This is a genomic window from Halomonas sp. KAO, assembly GCF_015595025.1.
In the GTDB taxonomy this organism is placed as follows: domain Bacteria; phylum Pseudomonadota; class Gammaproteobacteria; order Pseudomonadales; family Halomonadaceae; genus Halomonas.
In genome coordinates, this window is the sequence record NZ_JADNRL010000025.1 from 97,124 (window position 1) to 114,587 (window position 17,464).

Here is a 17,464-nt window from a genome sequence, read left to right on the forward strand (position 1 = left end):
CAGGTGGCGACCCCGGCCCGCGAAACCGTGCATTGATGGCATCTCTTTCCTGACAACACTTTCCTGTATCTCTTTTCTGACAACGTTTCTGAAAACTTTTTTGAAAACAAGGAGTCCCTCATGGCCCGTGGCATCAACAAGGTCATCCTCATCGGCAATCTGGGGCAGGACCCCGAGGTTCGCTTCACCCCCTCCGGTACCGCCGTTGCCAATGTCAACCTGGCGACCACCGATACCTGGATGGATCGCCAGAGTGGCCAGCGCCAGGAGCGTACCGAGTGGCACCGTCTGGTGATGTTCAACAAGACCGCCGAGATCGCCCAGCAGTACCTCAAGAAAGGCAGCAAGATCTATGTCGAGGGACGCCTGCAGACCCGCAAGTGGCAGGGCCAGGATGGCCAGGATCGCTATACCACCGAGATCGTGGTCAATGACATGCAGATGCTCGACGGCCGCGCCGGCGGTGGAGACTTCCAGGGGGGCGGCTTCGGCGGTGCCCAGCAGCAGGGTGGCTATGGTGGTGGCCAGCCCCAGCAGGGCGGTTATGGCGGTCAACCCCAGCAGGGCGGCTATGGTAACCAGCCTCAGCAGGGTGGTGCTCCCCAGCAGGGCGGAGGCTTCGGCGGTGGAGCGCCCCAGCGTCCCCCGCAGCAGCCTCCCCAGCGTCCCGCCCAGGGTGGCCAGCCGGGTGGCGGTCAGCAGCAGGGCGGTCAGCAGCAGGGCGGCAACTTCGGGGCGCCCGATCCGGGCAGCTTCGACGACTTCGATGACGAGATCCCGTTCTGATACGTCGATCCGCTGACGCCATGGCGAGAGAGGTGCGCGAGTGAAGCTGCTGGTACTGGATGCCGGACACTGTCTGAGCCTGGCCCTGGCTCGGGAGGCCAATCGCCGCTCGGATACCGAGCTGATCATCGAGGAGAGCCTGACGCCGGACCCCGACTGGCTGGCGGAGGTGGCGCCGGACGCCCTGGTGATTCCGCCGCTGTCGCGGCCGATCATCGCCGCTCCGGCGGAGGTGACGGCGCACGCCGAGGCGGTGGAGCGCTGCATGGAGCTGTGTCGAGAGGCGGATATTCCGCTGGTGTGGTGTGTCTCCGACCAGCTCTACGAGGATGGCTTCGCCGAGCCCATCGACGAACATGTCATTCCACGCCCGCGAGACGAGAGCCTGCGACGCCTGGTCGTTACCGGTGATCGCATCCGAGCCGAGCACCCTCACCACCTGATCGTGCGGCTGGGACCGCTGTTCGCGCTGGAGGGCAGTCACGCCTGGCTCAACGAGCTGATCGATACACTGATCGTTGGCGGTGAGGTGCGCGGCGAGGTCGATGTGACCTGCTGCCCCACCTCGGCCGATGCGGTGGCCATGGCGCTGATCGGCATGCTGCAACAACAGCAGTGCGGGGCCGGCGCCTGGGGTAGCTATCATCTGGCGGGTACCGAGCCGGTCAGTATCTACACCTTTGTCTCGGTGGTGCGCACCCAGCTGGCCACCCGACTCGAGGGGCGCGGTGAGAAGCGAGAGCTGGGCCCGCTGCGCGCCCTGCATCATCATCACGACCATCCGCTGCGCCGTGTGCTCAACTGCCGACGCGTGCTGGAGGTCTTCGGTGTCCATCAGAAACCCTGGCGCCTGGAGCTGAGCAATATGCTCGATGCCTGGTGTCTGGCCAATGCGCCGGCGTGCAGCAAGGAGGAGAGCACATCGTGAACGTGCTGCGCAGCCTGATCTTCTACCTGGGCTACTTTATCGCCATGCTGGTGTGTGGCGTGCTGTTTCTGCCGCCGGCGCCCTTCCTGCCGCTGGGCTCTCGCTATCGTCTGCTCAACCTCTACAACCACTTCATCATCAGCTGGTTCCGGCTGGTCGTCGGGGTGCGCTACGACTTTCGTGGCCGTGAGAACGTGCCCGATGGCCCCTGTGTGATCCTTGCCAATCATCAGTCCGAGTGGGAGACCGTCTATCTGCAGCTGCTGCATCCGCCGGTGTGCACGGTGCTCAAGAAGGAGTTGCTGAATCTGCCGATCTTCGGCTGGGGGCTGCGCCTGCTGCACCCCATCGCCCTGGACCGCTCGCGGCCCTCGCGGGCCATCAAGCAGGTGCTCACCCAGGGCAAGCAGCGCCTGGGAGAGGGACTGTCGGTGCTGATCTTTCCCGAGGGCACCCGGGTCGCCCCGGGCAGCCGCAGGCGCTACAACAAGAGTGGGGCGGTGATTGCCTGCCGTGCCGGGGTGCCGGTGGTGCCGGTGGCCCACAATGCCGGCGAGCGCTGGCCAGGGCGCCACTGGGTAAAGAGCCCGGGCCGGTTGTCGCTGGTGGTGGGGGCTCCCATCGCCACCGAGGGGCGTAGCCCGGAGGAGGTCCTGCTCGAGGTGGAGGCGTGGATCGAAGCGACTCTCGAAGAGATCTCCGAGGTGCCGAGGCCAGTGGCCGATAGGGCAGCCTCTGCCGTGTGACGCCCGAGGCGACGGATAGCCTGGCTGTCGGGGCTGATCTGGCGACAAGCCCTACGAGCGTGATGCCACTATCGCGAGTGACGAATGCAAGACGGCGCCCCTGAGGGCGCCGTCTTGCGTTGCGGTGCATGGCCGAGTGCCATCAGTCGCGGAAGGTCTCCAGCACCAGGCAGGCGTTGGTGCCGCCGAAGCCGAAGCTGTTGGAGAGCACACGCTCGACCTTCACCCCGTCACGACGCTGGGTCACGATATCGACGCCTTCGGCCTGCTCGTCGAGGGTCTCGATATTGGCCGAGGCGGCGATGAAGTCGTTCTCCATCATCAGCAGCGAGTAGATCGCCTCCTGCACGCCGGTGGCCCCCAGCGAGTGACCGGTCAGCGACTTGGTGGAGCTGATCGCCGGGGTCGCGTCGCCGAACACCTCACGGATCGCCCGTAGCTCGGAAATATCGCCTACCGGCGTCGAGGTGCCGTGGGTGTTGATGTAGTCGATCTTGCCGTCGACGGTGGCCATGGCCTGGCGCATGCAGCGCACGGCTCCCTCGCCGGAGGGGGCAACCATGTCGTGACCGTCGGAGTTGGCGCCGTAACCGGTCACCTCGGCATAGATCTTGGCGCCCCGGGCGCGCGCATGCTCCAGCTCCTCGAGCACCAGCATGCCGCCACCGCCTGCAATGACGAAGCCATCGCGGGCCTGGTCATAGGGGCGTGAGGCCTTTTCCGGCGTATCGTTGTACTGGGTGGAGAGGGCACCCATGGCGTCGAACAGGCAGGAGAGGGTCCAGTGCTCCTCCTCGCCGCCGCCGGCAAAGACCACATCCTGCTTGCCCAACTGGATCTGCTCCACGGCGTTGCCGATGCAGTGCACGGAGGTGGCGCAGGCAGAGGAGATGGAGTAGTTGATGCCCTTGATCTTGAACGGCGTCGCCAGGCAGGCCGAGACGGTGCTGCCCATGGTGCGGGTGACCCGGTACGGGCCCACGCGGCGTAGCCCCTTCTCGCGCATGACGTCGGCGGCCTCCACCTGGTTGGCGCTGGAGGCGCCACCGGAGCCGGCGATCAGGCCGGTACGTTCATTGGATACCTGCTCCGGCGTCAGCCCCGCGTCCTCGATGGCCTGGGCCATGCTGACATAGGCGTAGGCAGCGGCATCACCCATGAAACGACGCTGCTTGCGATCGATCAGGGCGTCGAGGTCGATATCGACCACACCGGCCACATGACTACGGAATCCGCGCTCGGCGTACTCCTCCTTGAAACGAATACCGGAGCGCCCTTCACGGAGCGCCTCCAGAACCTGCTGCTTGTCGTTGCCCAGGCAGGAGACGATGCCCAGGCCGGTGACTACCACTCGTCGCATGGAAACCTCCTGGTCAGAAGTTCGCGGTGGAGGTGAAAAGGCCGACGCGCAGGTCGTTGGCCTGGTAGATGTCGCGGCCGTCGACGGAAACAGTGCCGTCGGCCATGCCGAGAATCAAGCGCCGGGTGATGATGCGCTTGATATTGATGCGGTAGGTGACCCTCTGGGCATCGGGCAGGATCTGGCCGGTGAACTTCACCTCACCACAGCCCAGGGCGCGACCGCGACCGGGGTGGCCAAGCCAGCCCAGATAGAAGCCCACCAGCTGCCACATGGCATCCAGGCCCAGGCAGCCGGGCATGACCGGATCACCGGGAAAGTGGCAGTCGAAGAACCACAGGTCGGGATGAATATCGAGCTCGGCGATCAGTTCGCCCTTGCCATGCTCCCCGCCATCCTCGGTGATCGAGATGATGCGATCGAGCATCAGCATGTTGGGGGCCGGCAGCTGGGCATTGCCCGGGCCGAACAGTTCGCCTTGCGAACAGGCCAGCAGTTCATCGCGGTTGAAGGAGTGTTGCTTGGTCACAGAGTCATTCCGAGAGTCGAATGTTATTAAGGGCGTAGTCTACTGCCCGTGAAAGGTGAATGCACGTGGTCCGCGCGTTCACGAGCTCACTGCCCAGGGGTGGGGTGATCGCCCAGTCGCCGGCATGGCCACAGGCAAAGGTCGGCCCGGATAACCGCCTGGGCGGGCAGCAGCCAGGGAGCGGGGGGCAGCTCGGCGCCGGCATGGGGTAGGAGAGCGGGCCGCCGACGGCCCCGCCCAGCACTCAGGCCGGCCTGCCCGCCTCGAAGGCCGGCAGGTTGGCCAGCAGGCGCGGGGTCGAGAGTCGCCGACCCGAGGGTGGCTCAGGCAACGGTTCGGGCATCGGATCAGGCATCGGCCCGGGTGTCGATGAGCGGGGTCGGGCGGGCGCCGGGCTTGGCCAGCAGCAGGTGGCAGGTGCCGATGGTGCGCTCGAGGAAGCCGCCCTCGCAGTAGCACAGGTAGTAGCGCCACATGCGAATGAAGCGTTCGTCATAGCCCAGATTGCGTACGGTCTCCAGGCTGGCCTCGAAGCGCTGGCGCCATTCGCGCAGGGTGCGCGCGTAGTGCGGGCCAATCTCGCTCAGGGCCAGCACATTGAGCGAGGTGCTTCGCGTCACCCCCTGCAGGATGGCGTGGTGGGAGGGTGGGAAGCCCCCGGGGAAGATATGGCGCTTGATGAAGTCCATCTCGCGCTTGGCGGCCTCGAAGCGCTGGTCGCGGATGGTGATCGCCTGCAGCATCGCCAGGCCGTCGTCGGTGAGCAGCCGATCCAGGGTGGCCAGGTAGGTCTCCAGATACTGGTGGCCCACCGCTTCGATCATCTCCACCGAGATCAGCCGGTCGTAGCGGCCCTCGAGCTCGCGGTAGTCCTGCCTGAGCAGGGTGATACGCTCTCCGAGCCCCTCCTCCTCGATGCGGCGCGCGGTGTGGGCGTACTGCTCCTCGGAGATGGTGGTGGTGGTGACCCGACACCCGCGGGTCCTGGCCGCGTGGATGGCGAGCCCGCCCCAGCCGGTGCCGATCTCCAGCAGATGGTGGTTGGGGCGCACATCCAGCCGCTCCAGCATGAGGTCCAGCTTGTGGGTGGAGGCCTCCTCCAGGCTCGCCTCGGCGTGGGGGAAGACGGCGCTGGAGTACATGCGGTGTTCGCGGTCGAGGAAGGTGGCAAACAGCTCGTTGCCGATGTCGTAGTGGGCCGAGATGTTGCGTCGTGAACCCGACAGGCTGTTGCGCTGCAGGCGGTAGAGGGCGGTCAGCAGCCAGCGTCCCAGGCGCGCTGGGCCGTTCTCGATCTCGCCGTTGACCCGCTCCAGGTTGGCGGCGCAGAGCCGTACCAGCGCGACCAGGTCATCGGTATCCCAGTCGCCATCCATGTAGGCCTCCGCCGCCCCCACGGTGCCGCCCAGCGCCAGGCGCCTCCAGGCCCGGCTGTCGCGCACCACCAGGTTGGCCACCAGTGGCCCGCCCCGGCCCAGACAGTGGCGACGATGCCCCTCGATCAATGTGATCTGGCCGCCCTCCAGGCGGTCCAGCTGGGCCAGCAGGCGCGGGCGTAGCCAGCGTGTCAGGCGGTCGGCGTCGTCCGTCAGGGGACGAGTGGTGGTGGCGGAGCGCAGCGTGTTCACGTCGGTCTCTCCTTACGAACGGTCGGGGCCGGGGTGGTCATGGATCGGTACTCGCTTGGCCCACAGGCGCAGTGCCTCGAAGTGGATGCCGGCCAGGGTCTTGGCCCCCATCCACGGCTGGCGTGCCAGGGTGGTGAGCAGCACGCCACGGGTCGCCGGGCGACCCTCGAGGGTCAGGGTGGCGTCGAAGTGGCGCTCCCCTTCGCGCCAGTTCTCCATATGCATCAGCAGCCGCTCGCCGGGGGTGTTGAAGCGCCAGCGATAGATCATGTCCATGGGGTTGAAGGGCGAGACGTGCATCACCTTGGTGAACTCGGCCGCATGGGCGTGCCGACTCGGGCCCACGGCGCAGGCATAGCGGGTGCGCTCGCCCCAGGGGGTATTGCTCACCTCACCCAGCACGGCGCGAAGCTCGTCACGGGCATCGAAGGCGTAGTAGAGCGAGATGGGGTTGAAGCCCAGGCCCAGGGTGCGCAGCTGGGTGAGCAGGCAGATGCGCCCGCCGGGAGCATCGCCCAGCTGGCGCGAGAGCTCCTCACGCACCGCCTGCTCGAGCGGGAGATCCTCGGACACCGGCCCGCCCTTGAGATGATCTTCGCGGCGGAAGCGAGCCAGGGCGGGGCGCCGGGCGCTGAAGCCGGGCACACCGTCGAAAAGCTCGGGCAACTCACCGAGATCGAGCCAGGCCATCCATGTCCCGTAGGTGAAGGCGTGCTCGCGAGGCAGGAAGCGCCGATGACGCAGCTCGCCGCGATAGATGCGTGAGCGGGGCGTGGCGATCATGCGCTCATGGCCCCCTCGACCACTGGGGCGAGCAGGTTGGTGACCTCCTCGGGTCCCGCCTCGTCACCGCCCAGGGCGTGAGCCACGCGCAGGGCGCTCCAGACGCCATCCTCGTGGAAGCCGTTGCGCCAGTAGGCGCCACAGTAGTGGGTGTGGAAGGCGGTGCCGGAGATCTCGCCATGGCGGGTCTTGGCCGCTTCGCCGGCCAGGGTGAACTGTGGGTGGGCATAGGTGAATCGATCCAGCACCTTCTCCGGCGCGATCGCCTCGCTGTCGTTGAGGGTGACGCAGAAGGTATGCGGCGCCTCCAGGCGCTGCAGGATATTCATGTCATAGGTCACCGAGACGCGCGCCGTCTCGTCGCGACCATCCAGTCGATAGTTCCAGCTCGCCCAGGCGCGACGGCGGCGGGGCAGCAGGCGGGTGTCGGTATGCAGCACCACCTCGTTGTCCCGGTAGGTCAGGGCGCCCAGGAGCTCGCGCTCGGCGGGGCTGGGGTCCTCCAGCAGCGCCAGGGCCTGGTCGGCGTGGCAGGCCATCACCACCTCGTCGAAGCGCTCCACGCCGAGGGCGCTGCGTACCGCCACGCCGTCACCCAGCCGGCGGATGCCGCGCACCGGTGTCGACAGGCGGATGCGGCCGGCGTAGGGCGCGGTGACCAGCGGGATATAGCTGCGCGAGCCGCCGACCAGGGTGTACCACCGGGGCCTGTCGTTGACCGAGAGCAGACCGTGGTGGCGGAAGAAGCGCACGAAGAACTGCAGCGGGAAGTCGCGCAGGTCGCTCAGGCTTGCCGACCAGATCGCCGCTCCCATGGGCAGCAGGTAGCGCCTCTGGAAGGCGCCGTCGAAGCCGCGCGCCTCGAGCCATGTACCCAGGGTCATGGCGGGATCGAGTGCGCCGTCATCCATGGCGCGTATCGCCTCGCGGTTGAAGCGCAGGATCTCGCGCAGCAGGCCGTAGAAGCTGGGGCGCAGCAGGTTGCGCCGCTGAGCGAACAGGCTGGCCAGGGTGTGGCCGTTGTATTCGAAGTCGCGGGCGGTCTCATGCACCGAGAAGCTCATCTCGGTGGGTTGGGAGAGCACACCGAGGCGCTGCATCAGGCGCTGAAAGTGGGGATAGGTCCAGTCGTTGAAGACGATGAAACCGGTGTCGATGGCGTAGTGGCGGCCCGCGAGCTCCACATCCACGGTGGCGGTGTGGCCGCCCAGGCGTGCATCGGCCTCGAAGAGAGTCACCTCGTGGCGGCCCGACAGGTACCAGGCGGCGGCCATGCCGGCGATGCCGCTGCCGATCACGGCGATGCGCCTGCTGTCCACGGTGTTGGTCTGCCCGGTCGTGGTGAGAGGGGGGCGAGCATTCATCGGGTGTTCTCCGTGGCGGTCTCGGACCGCGTCATGCGTCGCCCCAGCCGGTAGCGCAGCGTGGCGGGCAGGATGCCCATCAGCTTGAGCGGCAGGGTGAAGCGTCGAGGGAAGTGGATGTCCAGGCGGCGGCGGGCGAGGCCGTCGAGGATCGCCTCGGCGGCCTGGTCGACCTCCACTCGCATGGGCATCGGGAAGTCATTGCGGTCGGTGAGTGGCGTGCGCACGAAACCAGGGTGGATCAGGCTGACGTCGATCCTTTCGTCGGCCAGATCCAGGCGCAGCGACTCCAGGAAGTGACTCAGCGCCGCCTTGGAGGCGCCGTAGGCCTCCGCCCGGGGCAGGGGCAGGTAGGCCGCGGCACTCGAGGTGGCGGCGAGCAGCGGGTTCCCGCCCTCGATGCGGGCGCGGCGCAGCAGTGGCAGGGCGGCATCGATGCAGTGGAGGGCGCCGTGGAAGTTGGCGGCGAAGACTCGCTCCACCAGGTCGACGTCGAAGTGGCGAGCATCGAGATATTCACAGGTGCCGGCATTGAGAATCACCAGGTCGAGGCCACCCAGGGCGGCCGCCAGTTGCCGACTGGCGCCGCGCACCGCCCCGCGGTCGGTCACATCCAGCGGCAGTACCAGGGCGTTGGCGCGGCCGGCGGCCAGCTCATCGAGGGCCGCCGTGTTGCGGCCGCTGAGTGCCACGCGGTCGCCGCGGGCCAGCAGGCGTTCGGCCAGGGCGCGGCCGATACCCGAGCTGGCGCCGGTGAGCCAGATGCGCTGGGAGTCGGACATGGGGCCTCCGGGGGTGGTTGCCATGCCCGGGGCCGTTGTCCTCAGGCGTCGAGCTGGCGCTTGATCAGTCGGATGGCACCGCCCAGCAGGGGGAGCCGTTCATAGAGCAGCTCACCGGCATCGAAGTAGTCGCGATGGTGGGCGATCCGTCCGCTGTCATCTTCCGCGAAGGCGAGATGGGAGCATCCTTCCACCGTGATCTCGCGGCCGCTCTCCAGGCGGGGGTGCACCAGGTGCATGGTCCAGGTGACGAAGGCCTCCCGGCCCAGGCGCTGCCGACTGTGAAAGCGAAATCGGCATTTGGTGACATTTCTGTACAAGGCCGAGAAGTAGCGCTCGAGTGCCTCTATACCCTCGATATGGTGGAGCGGGTCGTGAAAGATGATGTCCTGAGTATAGAACTCGTCCACCTTTTTTGTACAGCTCTTGTCTAGATTTTTAAAGAAGGCGCAGAAGGCCTCCAGCTGAGGGTCGGCTGACATCGGGCGCTCCTTGGTTCAGTCGGCCTTGAGTGCCTTGAAGGCCTCCAGTGCGCGCAGACGCGCCGCCTTGTGGTCGACGATGGGGGAGGGATAGTCGCTGCCGCCGAGCAGATCCCGGGGAGGCGCATGGCGGGCCTTGACGGGCAGTTCGGCCAGCTCCGGCAGCCACTCGGCCAGGAAGGTGCCATCGGGGTCGAAGCGCGTGGACTGGGTGGTGGGGTTGAAGATGCGGAAGTAGGGAGCCGCATCGGTGCCGGTGGAGGCGGCCCACTGCCAGCCACCGTTGTTGGCGCAGAACTCGCCATCCACCAGGTGGCGCAGGAAGAAGGCCTCGCCTCGGCGCCAGTCGATCAGCAGGTGCTTGCTCAGGAACATGGCGGTAACCATGCGCAGGCGGTTGTGCATCCAGCCGGTGGCGACCAGCTGGCGCATGGCGGCATCGACGATGGGGTAGCCGGTGCGGCCCTCGCACCAGGCGCGGAAGCCTGCGTCGTCATCGCGCCAGGCGAGCCCCTCGGTATGGCGCTGGAAGGCGCGATGCCGACATACGCGGGGAAAGCCCACCGCCACATGACGATAGAACTCGCGCCACACCAGCTCATTGACCCAGGCAGTCAGGCCCGCATCGCCCTCGGCCAGGCTGCCGTCATTCTTGGCGAGCACCGCCTGCAGACACTGACGCCAGGAGATCATGCCCAGTGCCAGGTAGGGCGAGAGCTCGCTGGTGCCGCGGATCGCCGGGAAGTCGCGCTGGTTGGCGTAGTGGCGAGCACGGAAGCGCAGGAAACGCTCCAGACGGTCCGCGGCGGCCTCCTCACCGGCGGGCCACTGGCGGCCATCGATGGGGGTGTCCGCCAATGCCGGAAGGGCGGGCAGCGGGTCGCTCTCGATACCGATGGATGCCTGGGGGGGCGGGGTGTCTGCCAGCGCCAGGCGCTCCGCGCTCAGCTGGCGGTGCCAGGCCCGTGCGAAGGGGGTGAAGACCCCGTAGTAGTCGCCCTTGCCGGTGAGCAGCTCTCCCGGGGCGAAGGCCACGGCATCGTGGTGGCCTCGTGCCTCGAGGCCTGCCGCCCGGAAGGCCTCGATCACCGCGGCGTCCCTGGCGAGCTCGTCCACCGGGTACTCGCGATTGAAGTGCACTCTGCCGGCGCCGGTTTCGCGGGCGATGGTCAGCAGCGTTTCCGGGGCCTCGCCGAAGTCGTCGATATCGCGATGCAGCAGCGGGATGCCCAGGCCGCGCAGCGCCGTCTCGAGGGCCGCCACGCCGCGGGCGCGGAAGTCGAGCTGGTTGGCGCCATGGCCGTGGCGTTGCCAGTGGGGCAGGGCGCGCAGGTAGACGGCGATCACCGGGCCGCGGTGTGCGGCGGCGGCCAGGGCACGGTTGTCATGGATTCGCAGGTCGCTGCGAAACCACATCAGGGTCGGGGACATATCGGCTCCATCAGGTGGTGGGCAGCAGGGACTGCAGGCGCGTGATGGCCGCGATGAGGTCGTCACCCAGTGCCGCCACGCCGCTGTCGTCGAGTTCGGACTGGCGGATGCGTGCCACCGGCCCGCACAGCCCCAGCGGGACCTCGAGCTGTTCTGCCAGGCGCGGCAGCTGGCGGCGGATCAGCTCGGTGCGTCCGGCATGGCTGCCGGCCAGCAGCACACCGCTGGCGCTCAGGCGCTCCACCGCCAGGGGCAGCTCGCCCAGGGGGGGAGCGGCATCAAGCAGCATGACACTCAGGCCTCGGTCGCCGGCCAGCAGGGCGGCGAGCAGCAGCCACAGGGTGCCGGGGTCGTCGGGCAGTGGCATGGCCAGCAGGGTTGGCCCCGTGGCCTGGGCGTTGGTGTGGTAGAGCCGCATGCCGATGCGCGAGCGCAGGAAGGACTCCAGGGTGCGGCGCTGGAGTGCATGGCCCAGGCGCTCGTCACCCCAGCGCTCCTCCAGTTCGTGCAGCGTCGGCGCCCACAGCTCGGCGACACAGGTGGCCACCGGGTAGAGTGCCAGTGACTGGTTGTAGAGGCTCTCCAGGCGCGAGAGATCCATCGCCTCCACGGCCTCGGTCAGCCGGCGGCGCTGGGCGGGCCAGTCGCCCGGGGCGGGGGGCGGGGCCTCGGGCTCGTCGCTGGTGGGACGGTCGAGCAGCTCGCGCACCTGGCTCACCGGTACGCCACGGTTGAGCCAGCGCAGGATCTGCTCGACCCGCTCGATATCCTCACGGGCATAGAGACGATGCCCCTTGGGAGTGCGGCGCGGCTTGATCAGCGCATAGCGACGCTCCCAGGCGCGCAGGGTCACGGAGTTGACGCCGGTGAGGCGTGACACCTCGCGAATCGGATAGAGCGGAGTGTCGTCGCCGTGCTGGGTCGGCTCGTTCATGTTACGGGGGATCCTCTGTCGGGGCGTTGCCATACGGCGCTGGCGATAAGGGACCGGAGCTGAGTCATGACACCCTCGCAGGATGGTTTTCCGCTAGACTAGCAGAAGTGTACAACAGCTGTATAACTCACCACGGTTTACCAGGAGGTCCGGATGCGCGTGCTGATTACCGGAGGAAGCGGTTTCGTGGGCCAGCGCCTGTGCCAGCGGCTGGTCGAGGCGGGGCATCGGGTGCAGGTGGTCTCGCGAGATCCCGCCGCGGCGCACTCGCGGTTGCCCGAGGCGGTGGATGTGCGACGCTCGGCGCTGGACTTCGTCGATGCCCCGCCCGATGCCCTGGTCAACCTGGCGGGCGAGCCGATCGCCGCCAGGCGCTGGAGTCACGACCAGAAGGAGAAGCTGATCGACTCGCGCCTCAACGCCACCCGTGAACTGGTGGGGCTCTGCGAGCAGCTGCAGCAGACCGGCACCCGGGTGCCTCGCGTCATGGTGTCCGGTTCGGCGATGGGCTATTACGGCGATCAGGGCGACCGTGAGGTGACCGAGGAGACCCCACCCCACGATGAGTTCGCCCACCGTCTCTGTCGCCGCTGGGAGGAGGCCGCCCTCGAGGCCGAGGCGTTTGGTGTGCGGGTCGCCCTGCTGCGTACCGGCCTGGTGCTGGACCAGGGAGGTGGCAGCCTGGCGAAGATGCTGCCCCCCTTCAAGCTGGGGCTGGGCGGGCGCTTCGGCAGCGGCAGACAGTACATGCCCTGGATCCACCGCGAGGATCTGGTGCGCGCCATTCTCTTCCTGCTCGAGCGCGACGAGCTGGCGGGAGCCTTCAACGGCAGCGCCCCGCATCCGGTCACCAACGCCGAGTTCACCCGCGCCCTGGCCGGCCAGTTGAAGCGCCCGGCGCTGCTCCCGGTGCCCGCCATCGTGCTTCAGACCGCCTTCGGCGAGATGGCGAGACTGCTGCTGACCGGCGCCGATATGCGCCCAGCCCGGCTCCTCGAGGCCGGCTTCGAGTTCCGATTCGAGACGCTGGAGGAGGCCCTGGCGGATATCCTGGCCTAGCGGGTTTCTTCCCCCACCGTCACGATGACCCGCACCGCGTCCAGGCGCAGCCGCGCCCCCTCGATGGCCTCGTCCAGGGCGGCGCGCTCGTCGCGTAGTGCGGCCAGCTCCTCCTCGCGTACCGCCGGGTTGCGCCGCGCCAGGGCGGTCAGCCGCGCCAGCTCTCCGTCAAGCTCCTCGCGCATGCGACCCTGGGCGGCCTCGACGATGGAGGGCAGCTCGCGAGCCGCTTCCCCCTCGCCACGGTCGAGCAGATCGCGCAGCACCTCGAGACGGCTGCGGATCAGGTCCCGAGCCATCACCTTCTTGACCTTCTGCAGGTTCTTCGAGAGCCCGGTGAAGGAGATCTTGTCGGTCAGGTTGGCCCCGGACTCATCCAGCAGCACGCGCACCGCGGTGGGCGGCAGGAAGCGGTTGAGATGCAGCTTCCTGGGGGCCGGGCAGTGGGTGCGATAGATCAGCTCCACCATCACCCGCCCGGGGGGCAGCGAGGGATGCCGGAGCAGCGCCAGCGCGGTATTGCCCATGCTGCCGTCGAGGATGCGCCCCATCATCTCGCGCACCACCGGATGCTCCCAGGAGAGCCGCTGGACATCGTCACGGGCCAGCGCCCGCGAGCGCGAGAGGGTGGCGGAGAAGCCCTCCTCGCCCTTGGCCAGCCCCGGCAGGCCGTCGAGCATCTGCGGGCCGGCCACCAGGTGCTGGATATCACCGCCCAGGTCCTGGTTGTCGACGCCGAAGATATCCAGGGCAAGGTCCAGGTAGCGGCGCAGGGCGCGGTCCTCATCCAGCTCGCCGATCGCCGCGGCCACCGCCTCGGCACGCTCGTGCCGGCAGGCGTTGAGCTCCAGCAGGCGATTGCGGCCGGCATCGCGTTCGGCCAGGCGGCTCTCGAACAGCGCCCGGGTCTCCTCGATGACCTCCTCGAGGGACTCGTCGTCGAGCAGGGCTTCGGCCAGGGGGTCGCCGAAGGCATCGAAGATCTCGCTGCCGATGCCGTGGGGCGCGCTGAAGGCGTCCATGCCGTCGCGGTACCAGCGCAGCAGCTTCTCGCCGGGACTGGCCTCGAAGACCGGCACGTGAATCTCGATGGCATGGCGCTGGCCGATACGGTCCAGGCGGCCGATGCGCTGCTCCAGCTGGTCGGGGTGCAGCGGCAGGTCAAACATCACCAGGTGGCGGCAGAACTGGAAGTTGCGCCCCTCGGAGCCGATCTCGGAGCACACCAGCACCTGGCAGCCCTCCTCCTCGTCGGCGAAGGCGGCGGCGGCGCGGTCGCGCTCCACCAGCGAGAGTCCCTCGTGGAACACCGGGGCATGGTAGCCACCCAGCACGCGCAGGGCCTCGGCCAGGCCCTCGGCGGTCTCCCGCTCGTGGGCAATCACCAGCACCTTGTCACCGGCCAGTCCGCCCTCGCCGTCATCGGCCAGGCGCTCCAGCAGCCAGTTGACCCGCGGGTCGATCTGCCACCAGGGCTCGCCGTTGAGCGGATCGTCGGAGAGGGCGCGGTACATGGCGTCCAGGTAGATCAGCACCTCGGGGTGGTCGAGGCCGGTCTCGATCAGCAGGTCGTCGAGGTACTCCTCGTCGCGGCCCAGCTTGCGCAGCACGCGTCGATAGGCGGCCGGGGGGGCAAGCTCCGTCACATGCAGACGGCGCTCGGGGAAGCCCCCCACGTGGCGCCGGCTGTTGCGAAACATCACCCGGCCGGTGCCGTGACGGTCGAGCAGCTGATCGCGGAGCTGGTCGCGAGCGGCATCACGCTGGGTGGCGTCGGCCTCGGGGTTGGCCAGGGTGGCAAGCAGCGCCAGGCTGTCGGGTTCGTCGATCACCGCGGCGACCCGCTCGCGCTCCTCGTCGCCGCCGGGCAGGCGATCCAGGGCGTCGATCGCCTCGGCGACCGCCACATAGTGGGTCTCCTCCTCGCGGAAGGCCGCCAGGCTGTGATAGCGACCCGGGTCGAGCAGGCGCAGGCGGGCGAAGTGGCTCTCGATGCCCATCTGCTCCGGGGTGGCGGTCAGCAGCAGCAGGCCCTCGCTCTCGGCGGCCAGCTGTTCCACGCAGGCGTAGCCGGTGCCGACCTGCTCCGCGCTCCAGTCGAGGTGATGGGCCTCGTCGACGATCAGCAGGTCCCAGGTGCAGGCCTGGGCCTGAGCCTGACGGTGAGGATTGGCGAACAGCCAGTCCTGGCTGGCCAGGATCAGCTGGCCGGCCTCGAAGGGGTTGGTGTCGCCATGGGCCTGGCTCTGCTGCTCGTCGAGCAGGGTCACCTCGAGGGCGAAGCGACGCAGCAGCTCCACCAGCCACTGATGGGTCAGGCTGTCCGGGACCAGGATCAGGGCGCGCTCGGCGCGCCCGGTGAGCAGCAGGCGGTGCAGGATCAGTCCCGCCTCGATGGTCTTGCCCAGGCCCACCTCGTCGGCCAGCAGCACCCGCGGGGCGTGACGGCGCGACACCTCATCGGCGATATAGAGCTGGTGGGGGATCAGGTCGATGCGCGGACCGGAGAGGCCCAGCGCCGGGTTCTGCTCCACACGATGGTAGTGGTGCAGGGTGCGAAAGCGCAGGTCGAACCAGTCGTTGCGGTTGACCTGGCCGGTGAGCAGGCGGTCGCGGGCCTGATCGAACTGCATGCTGTCGGCCAGGCGCGCCTCGGAAAGCTCGGTGAGTTCACCCTGTTCGTCCTCGCCGATATAGACGATCAGGCCGCCGACCTCCTTGGTGTCATCGACGGTCAGCGTCCAGCCTTCGGCGGCGCGGATGCGGTCGCCGCTGCCGAAGGCCACGCGCGTCAGCGGGGCCTGGCGGCTGCTGTAGGTGCGGGTTTCCTGGCTGGCGCCGAACAGCACGGTCACGCTGCGCGGGTCACAGTTGAGGATGGTGCCTAGGCCGAGTTCGGCCTCGCCGTCGCTGATCCAACGCTGACCGGGGGTGAAGTCGCTCATGATGCCTCGAGGATGCTGTAACAGGGTGCGCTCACGGCCGCAGGGAAGGGGCGACCTGGACAAAGGCGCGGTATCTTACAGCAAAGCTCGACGCGGCTTAAGCCTCGCACGCTGCCCTTGACGCCAGAGCCGCTGCCAGACCCGACGCCGACGCCTTGATGGGAGGGCCCACTGGCCCCTCGACGCGAACGCCCCGGCCGCTGGGCCGGGGCGTCGCTGGTATCGGCGAGGGTATCGACAAGGGTATCGGCGAGGGCCTCAGCCCTGGGGGCCGATCAGGTGCTTGACCTCCAGGTAGCCGGCCAGCCCCCAGGGGCCTAGCTCTCGACCGATGCCGCTGATCCCGAAGCCGCCCCAGCTGGCCTCGGGCATCACCAACTGCTCGCTGTTGAACCAGATGCTGCCGGCGCGCAGGGCGCGTCCCACTCGGCGGGCACGCTCGTTGTCTCCCGAGATGACCGTGGCGGCGAGTCCGAAGGGCGAGTCGTTGGCCAGCTCGATCGCCTCGGCCTCGCTGGCCACGCTGCGGGCACACAGCACCGGCCCGAAGATCTCTTCCCGCCACAGGCGGCTGCTGGTCGGCACGTCGCGATAGAGCGTCGGGGCGACGAACTCACCCTGGTCGGGCAGGTCGCGATGGCGGCCGTCGCGGACCGCCACCAGCCCTTCGGCCCTGGCGACCTCGAGGTAGCGCTCCACCGCCTCGCGCTGGCGGGCACTGGTCATCGGCCCCATGTCGGTGCCCTCGACCAGAGGATCCCCCAGGGTCAGCGCATCGATGCGCTCGGCCAGCGCCTGGTAGAGCGGCTCCGCCAGCGACTCGTGGACGAGCAGCCGGGAGGTGGCCGAGCAGATCTGCCCGGAGTTGAAGTAGATGCCGGCCATCACCCAGTCGGCGGCGCTCTCCACTTCGGCGTCATCGAGCACCAGGATCGGTGATTTGCCACCGAGCTCCAGCGATACGCCGCGCACGCCGTTGGCGGCGGCCTGCATGACCTTCTCGCCCACCGCGTTGCTGCCGGTGAACGACAGCTTGTCCACACCCGGATGGGCGGACAGCGGCGCACCGATGCCGTCGCCGTCACCATTGAGCAGGTTCAGCACCCCGGCGGGCAGGCCGACCTCCAGGGCGATCTCGGCGAGCACGGCCTCCGGTAGCGGGGTGACCTCGGAGGGCTTGAAGACCACCGTACAGCCGGCGGCCAGTGCCGGGGCAATCTTCCAGGCACTGGTGACCAGCGGGAAGTTCCAGGGAGTGATCAGACCGACCACCCCGGCGGGGTCCTCGAAGACCCGCGCCTCGATGCCCGCCATGCCGTGCTCGATCCGGCGCCCCTGTCGCTGCTCGAGAGCCTTGGCCTGGCCGGCGTAGTAGCGGTAGCAGGCGATGGCATCGTCCAGATCGATGGCGGCCTCGGCCAGCGCCTTGCCGTTGTTGGTCGACGAGCACCGCACAAGGCGTTCCCGGCGGGCCTCCAGGGCGTCGGCGAAGGCCGCGAGGTAGGCCCCGCGGCGGACGCCACCCAGCGCCTGCCAGCCGGGCAGGGCCGCACGTGCTGCCTGCACGGCGGCGTCCACATCGGCACTGTCGCCGGCGGTGAGCTCGGCGATCCGGGTCTGGCGATAGGGGTCCATCACCGACAGGCGACGCTGGCCCCGGCTCTCGACCCATTGGTTGTCGATGAACTGCTGAATCAGTTGTTGCAT

General features: G+C 68.3%; 15 protein-coding genes. 4 read left to right on the plus strand and 11 right to left on the minus strand.

Features of this window, described 5'->3' with window-relative positions; genetic code table 11:
- The first annotated feature begins 120 nt into the window (after positions 1 to 120).
- From ssb to IOC61_RS13180, 3 genes are read left to right on the plus strand one after another with little or no spacing between them, the layout of a single operon-like run.
- Positions 121 to 786, plus strand: coding sequence for a single-stranded DNA-binding protein (gene ssb, locus IOC61_RS13170; RefSeq protein ID WP_195689218.1), 666 nt, complete (start codon positions 121 to 123; stop codon positions 784 to 786).
- A gap of 40 nt (positions 787 to 826) precedes the next feature.
- The gene (locus IOC61_RS13175; protein ID WP_195689219.1) at positions 827 to 1,714 is read left to right on the plus strand and encodes a sugar nucleotide-binding protein; all 888 of its coding nucleotides are present in this window, start codon (positions 827 to 829) and stop codon (positions 1,712 to 1,714) included.
- Positions 1,711 to 2,460 carry a lysophospholipid acyltransferase family protein gene (locus IOC61_RS13180; protein WP_195689220.1) on the plus strand — a complete coding sequence of 250 codons (750 nt, stop codon included), beginning with the start codon at positions 1,711 to 1,713 and terminating at the stop codon, positions 2,458 to 2,460. The genes IOC61_RS13175 and IOC61_RS13180 overlap by 4 nt, the downstream gene beginning before the upstream one ends.
- Positions 2,461 to 2,602: 142 nt before the next feature.
- Here IOC61_RS13180 and fabB read toward each other — a convergent pair whose 3' ends face one another.
- The 9 genes from fabB to IOC61_RS13225 all read right to left on the minus strand — a co-directional run bounded on the left by fabB (position 2,603) and on the right by IOC61_RS13225 (position 11,753).
- Positions 2,603 to 3,820 (minus strand): beta-ketoacyl-ACP synthase I, encoded by a 1,218-nt coding sequence (gene fabB, locus IOC61_RS13185; protein ID WP_195689221.1) that lies wholly within the window; start codon positions 3,818 to 3,820, stop codon positions 2,603 to 2,605.
- Positions 3,821 to 3,833: 13 nt separating this feature from the next.
- The gene (gene fabA, locus IOC61_RS13190; RefSeq protein WP_195689222.1) at positions 3,834 to 4,349 is read right to left on the minus strand and encodes a 3-hydroxyacyl-[acyl-carrier-protein] dehydratase FabA; all 516 of its coding nucleotides are present in this window, start codon (positions 4,347 to 4,349) and stop codon (positions 3,834 to 3,836) included.
- 347 nt (positions 4,350 to 4,696) lie between these two features.
- Complete coding sequence (locus IOC61_RS13195; RefSeq protein ID WP_229333144.1) at positions 4,697 to 5,968, minus strand: SAM-dependent methyltransferase; 1,272 nt, start codon at positions 5,966 to 5,968, stop codon at positions 4,697 to 4,699.
- A gap of 21 nt (positions 5,969 to 5,989) precedes the next feature.
- The gene (locus IOC61_RS13200; RefSeq protein WP_195689224.1) at positions 5,990 to 6,760 is read right to left on the minus strand and encodes a DUF1365 domain-containing protein; all 771 of its coding nucleotides are present in this window, start codon (positions 6,758 to 6,760) and stop codon (positions 5,990 to 5,992) included.
- Positions 6,757 to 8,124 (minus strand): NAD(P)/FAD-dependent oxidoreductase, encoded by a 1,368-nt coding sequence (locus IOC61_RS13205; RefSeq protein ID WP_195689225.1) that lies wholly within the window; start codon positions 8,122 to 8,124, stop codon positions 6,757 to 6,759. The genes IOC61_RS13200 and IOC61_RS13205 overlap by 4 nt, the downstream gene beginning before the upstream one ends.
- The gene (locus IOC61_RS13210; protein ID WP_195689226.1) at positions 8,121 to 8,906 is read right to left on the minus strand and encodes an SDR family NAD(P)-dependent oxidoreductase; all 786 of its coding nucleotides are present in this window, start codon (positions 8,904 to 8,906) and stop codon (positions 8,121 to 8,123) included. The genes IOC61_RS13205 and IOC61_RS13210 overlap by 4 nt, the downstream gene beginning before the upstream one ends.
- A 41-nt stretch (positions 8,907 to 8,947) precedes the next feature.
- Positions 8,948 to 9,388 carry a nuclear transport factor 2 family protein gene (locus IOC61_RS13215; RefSeq protein ID WP_195689227.1) on the minus strand — a complete coding sequence of 147 codons (441 nt, stop codon included), beginning with the start codon at positions 9,386 to 9,388 and terminating at the stop codon, positions 8,948 to 8,950.
- A 15-nt stretch (positions 9,389 to 9,403) separates the two neighbouring features.
- Entirely contained in the window at positions 9,404 to 10,819 is a 1,416-nt protein-coding gene (gene phrB / locus IOC61_RS13220) for a deoxyribodipyrimidine photo-lyase (protein ID WP_195689228.1), read from the minus strand.
- A 10-nt stretch (positions 10,820 to 10,829) separates the two neighbouring features.
- Entirely contained in the window at positions 10,830 to 11,753 is a 924-nt protein-coding gene (locus IOC61_RS13225) for a MerR family transcriptional regulator (protein ID WP_195689229.1), read from the minus strand.
- A 153-nt stretch (positions 11,754 to 11,906) separates the two neighbouring features.
- Here IOC61_RS13225 and IOC61_RS13230 point away from each other — a divergent pair, with 153 nt between their 5' ends.
- Entirely contained in the window at positions 11,907 to 12,812 is a 906-nt protein-coding gene (locus tag IOC61_RS13230; RefSeq protein ID WP_195689230.1) for a TIGR01777 family oxidoreductase, read from the plus strand.
- Here the strand turns inward: IOC61_RS13230 and rapA are convergent.
- Both rapA and IOC61_RS13240 read right to left on the minus strand, forming a co-directional pair.
- Positions 12,809 to 15,757, minus strand: coding sequence for an RNA polymerase-associated protein RapA (rapA, locus tag IOC61_RS13235; RefSeq protein ID WP_195689231.1), 2,949 nt, complete (start codon positions 15,755 to 15,757; stop codon positions 12,809 to 12,811). The genes IOC61_RS13230 and rapA overlap by 4 nt on opposite strands.
- 258 nt (positions 15,758 to 16,015) lie before the next feature.
- Positions 16,016 to 17,464: an aldehyde dehydrogenase family protein gene (locus tag IOC61_RS13240; RefSeq protein WP_195689232.1), complete on the minus strand. Its 1,449-nt coding sequence runs from the start codon at positions 17,462 to 17,464 to the stop codon at positions 16,016 to 16,018.